Source organism: Candidatus Thiosymbion oneisti (genome assembly GCF_900092655.1).
Lineage (GTDB): Bacteria > Pseudomonadota > Gammaproteobacteria > Chromatiales > Chromatiaceae > Thiosymbion > Thiosymbion oneisti.
Genome location: NZ_FLUY01000398.1, coordinates 1 through 4,143, shown reverse-complemented (window position 1 = coordinate 4,143; position 4,143 = coordinate 1). Strand labels below are relative to the sequence as shown.

Below are 4,143 nucleotides of genomic sequence, written 5' to 3'. Positions count from 1 at the left end.
GCGCTCCCGGCTTTGCCCAATCGACACGGCTGGTAGTAACTTGTTAATCAAAAAGAAATTTATACGCGCCCGCCCTGTGGCCCGTGCCCTTCTCTGTGTTCTCTGTGGTTCGAAAGGTCTTTTGCGACACCCTCCCACCGGGAGAGGGCCTGCGCCGAGCGCAGCGAGGGGGCTTGGGGAGAGGGGGTCGAAGGGTGAGTACTGCTTGCGACACCCTCACCTCTCGCGGGTCTTGCCGAGGCGACTGATAGTATTTCGGTTTCGCTAACGACGACACGGCCTCCCGGCACATGGCCTGGATCGTGGGATACAGGGCCGCGGTCCCCCCGGCCGGCAGATCGGCTTCAGCGCAGGCCGAAGCGCCGGCTTGGCAATTACCGGGGGCGGCGGGCCGCCCCGTTGCGGGGGGGCACAGGCGGCAAGGCCGACCGCCAACAGAACGATCAGGAAACATCTGTCCATCAATCACCATGCATATACTCGTCGAATGCACCTTCGGTTTTCGTCTTCTCCTCATGCTTCTCAACGCGAGGGGCAGGGCGAGGGACAGGGGCAGGTGGGGGTCGCCTGTCCGCCGTCCTGGGGACAACGGCAGCGGACGCTAGGCCACACCCGGACTTCACTGTCGGCACGCCCCGCACGGAAAAGGGCACGCTTACCCCCCGTCTGCAACGCACGTCTGCCAGCAGGCCGGTTACGGGATCGACCCGAACTTCGGTCACGCCCTCCGGCCGGAATTCGGGTAGTGGCCGGTTCTCGATGGAGGTCATGATATCACCCCAGATTCGCAACGCCCCACTGGCCCCGGTCAGCTTGGTGGGTCCATTGTCGTCCCGTCCTACCCAGACCACCAGGACCTTGTCGCCGCTGAAGCCGGCGAACCAGCTGTCGCGTTGACCATTGGTCGTACCCGTTTTGCCGGCCACCGTCAACCCTGCGGGGAGGCGTTTTCTCAGCGCCCTCGCCGTCCCCTGCCGGACTACCTGCTGCATGGCCCAGGTTGTGAGGTACACGGCGGCGGCGTCTGCCACCGGCTCGACGGCCAACGGATAGCGGCTCAGCGGTTGGCCGGCGGCATCCAATACCTCGCGGATGGCACGCAGGGGGGCATAGAAGCCGCCCGCGGCCAAGGTCTGGTAGATCTGGCTGACCTCCAGCGGGGTCAGGGATACGGAACCCAGCAGCAATGCCGGCACCGGGTCCACGGGCCGGCGCACGCCCAGGGTGTCCAGGGCCGCCACCACCTTGTCGAGACCCAGCTCCAGTCCGAGGTTGACCGTCGCCAGGTTATAGGACTTGGCCAACGCCTGGTAGAGGGGCACCCGCCCGTGGGTCTTGCGGTCGTAGTTCCGGGGCTCCCAGCGCTTGCCGTCCCGGGTGCGCAGGCTTACCGGGCGGTCCGAAAGCAGGCTGACCAGGCTATAGCGTTCCGGTTCCGACAGGGCCGTGAGATAGACCACTGGCTTGATGAGCGAGCCGATGGGTCGGACCGCATCGAGGGCGCGGTTGAAACCCGCATAACCGGGATCGCGCCCGCCCACCAGGGCCAGGACCTCCCCCTGCGCGGCGGAGGTGACGACGGCGGCGGACTCCAAGGTCCCGGCCTTGAATCCACGCCCACGCTCCAACTTCGGCACCCGCTCGCGCACGGCCGCTTCAGCGACCGCCTGGACCAGGAGATCCAGGGTGGTGAAAATGCGCAGCCCCTCGGAGCGTAGATCCTGCTCCCGATAATCCCGCTGCAGTTGGTGCCGCACCAATTGGAGGTACGCGGGGTAGGCCCCCGCCGGCCGACCGCCCTTGTCGCTGACCCCCAACGGTGCCCGCTTGGCCGCCGCCGCCTTCTCGGCACTGATGACTTGCTGTTCCCGGAGCATGTCGATGACCAGGTTGCGCCGCGCTAGGGCCCGCTCCGGATAGCGCCGCGGGTGGTAGAAGGAAGGTCCCTTGATGAGGGCTACCAGCAGGGCCGTCTCGGCGATTCCCAGCTCGTCCAGGGAGCGGTTAAAGTAGAAATGACTCGCCAGGCCGAAACCATGGATGGCCCGCTGGCCGTCCTGGCCGAGAAAGATCTCGTTAACATAGGCCTCCAGGATCTCATCCTTGCCGTAATGCAGGTCGAGGAGAACGGCCATCACGGCCTCGTTGAGCTTGCGCGTCAGGGTGCGCTCGTCGGTCAAGTAGAAGTTCTTGACCAACTGTTGGGTCAGAGTGCTGCCGCCCTCGACCACCCCGCCGGCCCGCAGATTGCGCCACATGGCGCGGGCGATGGCCCGAGGATTCACCCCCCAGTGCCGGTAGAAGTCCCGATCCTCTACCGCCAGCAAGGCGGCGACCATGAGCGGGGGTAGATCCGTGCCCCGGATCAGGACCCGGTCCTCGTTATGAGTAGGGTAAATGCTCGCGATTAGCACTGCGTCGAGGCGCACCAAGGCCGGATCGACGCCGCCAGCGGTGTCTTTGAGCCAAGCCACCCGGCCGTCCTTGATCCGGATGTCTAGGATGCGTTCGGGTTCGGGACCGTCCCAGAAACGGAAGGGCCGGGTATGCACCAGGAAGCGGTCCCCCCGGCGGGAGTAGGACCCCAGATAGTTCGGGGTCTTCACCCGACGATACCGCAGACGCTCCAGCTCACTGGTCAGTGCCTCCACACTCAGCGGTCGGCCCACATAGAGCTCAAGCGGCCGGGCGAACACCCGTGCGGGCAGCGCCCAGCGCTTGCCCTCGAACTTGGCACGGAGGGTGCCGTCCAGGTGAATGGCGTGGAGCACACCGGCGAGACCGGCGGCAAGGGTCAGCAGCAAGACCCAGCGACTCACCGAGAGCAGCAGACGCCAACCCCCGATCCCACGCCCGCCGCGCCGCACCCCGCCGTCGGTTTGGTTGCGGTCGGCCATGACTCAGTGACAACCCCGAACTCGAACAATGCGACACCGGGGCAGGTGGGATAGGGCGGAAGCGCCTTGCATGAAAATGAAGGATAGACTCTCGAGCTTGACGTACCCGCTATGGTCCCATCTACGAAGGGCGCGAACAAGGGCCTACTTGAAGCGAGTGCATGCACCCGGGCGAGCAGGCAATGGCCGATGGTGACGCTTGTTCACGGCCCTTGCCACTCTAAGCGGCGGAGGTCTGACCGAGCCTGGGCTCGGTCGCTCGGAAGTAGTCTGCCAAGGGCGCATCGGGCCGGTTGCCCACCGGGAAGAAGTGCCGGCCGTCGGTAGAACGCCCGCGGGTAGGGAGTGCCGGAATGCAGTGCCATGGATGGCAACCACAACGGGGCTCTGAACCATTACCCAAGGTCATGTTTCAGCAGTGGTTATTGGTAGCCCTGTTGCTACGCCCCCCGTCCTGGCCGCTTTAGAGATAACGGATATAAAATCAACCGGCCATGGATCTACGACTGAATCCCTTCTATAAGAAATCGCTCCTGCTCGCCATCGTGCTCGGGCCGATTGTCTGGTTGGTGTTTACCGAGGACGGACAGCGCCGGACGGATTTGGCGATGCTGTATCTATTCGGCAAGGACGAGCTCAATTTAGCCATCGAGAAATTGCATTCGGGCATGACAGAGGCGCAATTCCGGGGGCTGTTTCCGGATTTGGAGCTGACCTGTGACGAGGGTGCCAATTCCTTCGGTGATCGGCTCTGTAGCGCCGAGATCGGTGCCTTCAGCGCCGTACCCGCACGTGCCTTCACCCTGTTTCTACAGGGCGCTAGGCTGAGGGCGGCCAAGCTCAATTATCGCCGCGCTTACCACGGGACCCTACGGCGACAGCTCACCCGGCGTTTGGGGAAGCCGACTCGGCGCTTGCCGCCGGGTCCCGCCGACATCCAGGGTCCTCTCACTTGGGCAGTGGACGACGGTTTCTTGCTGTTGTCCTATCAGGAGCCGCAATCGGATCAGGAAGCGGCACTGATCTGGTTATCCGAAGCGGCCATGCAGCAACGCCTCCGCGCCGCCGATGGGTAACCTGGGGCCACTGAGTAATACTCGCTGCTAAAAACAAGATCTTGCCATAGTAGCGAGTCGGGTAGGTTGGGCAAACACCCGGGATGACGGGCGTGTGTCAGGTCCCGGATGATTACGTGGAATTTTTTTAAACAGTTGGGGTTGCTGTGCGTGCCATTGTTTGAGTATCT

The 4,143-nt window shown here is 64.0% G+C and carries 2 protein-coding genes; one reads left to right on the top strand and one right to left on the bottom strand.

Going from position 1 to position 4,143, the window contains the following annotated elements:
• Nucleotides 1-461: 461 nt before the first annotated feature.
• On the bottom strand, nucleotides 462-2,897 hold the full coding sequence (gene mrcB / locus BQ17_RS03735; protein ID WP_089724414.1) for a penicillin-binding protein 1B: 2,436 nt from the start codon (nucleotides 2,895-2,897) through the stop codon (nucleotides 462-464).
• Between the two features lie 494 nt (nucleotides 2,898-3,391).
• Here mrcB and BQ17_RS03730 point away from each other — a divergent pair, with 494 nt between their 5' ends.
• Entirely contained in the window at nucleotides 3,392-3,973 is a 582-nt protein-coding gene (locus BQ17_RS03730; RefSeq protein WP_089724412.1) for a hypothetical protein, read from the top strand.
• Nucleotides 3,974-4,143: the final 170 nt, after the last annotated feature.

Bases quoted from the DNA above. Each gene is read 5' to 3' on its own strand.
- BQ17_RS03730 (WP_089724412.1), top strand. From the start codon at position 3,392: ATGGATCTACGACTGAATCCCTTCTATAAGAAATCGCTCCTGCTCGCC.
- mrcB (WP_089724414.1), bottom strand. From the start codon at position 2,897: ATGGCCGACCGCAACCAAACCGACGGCGGGGTGCGGCGCGGCGGGCGT.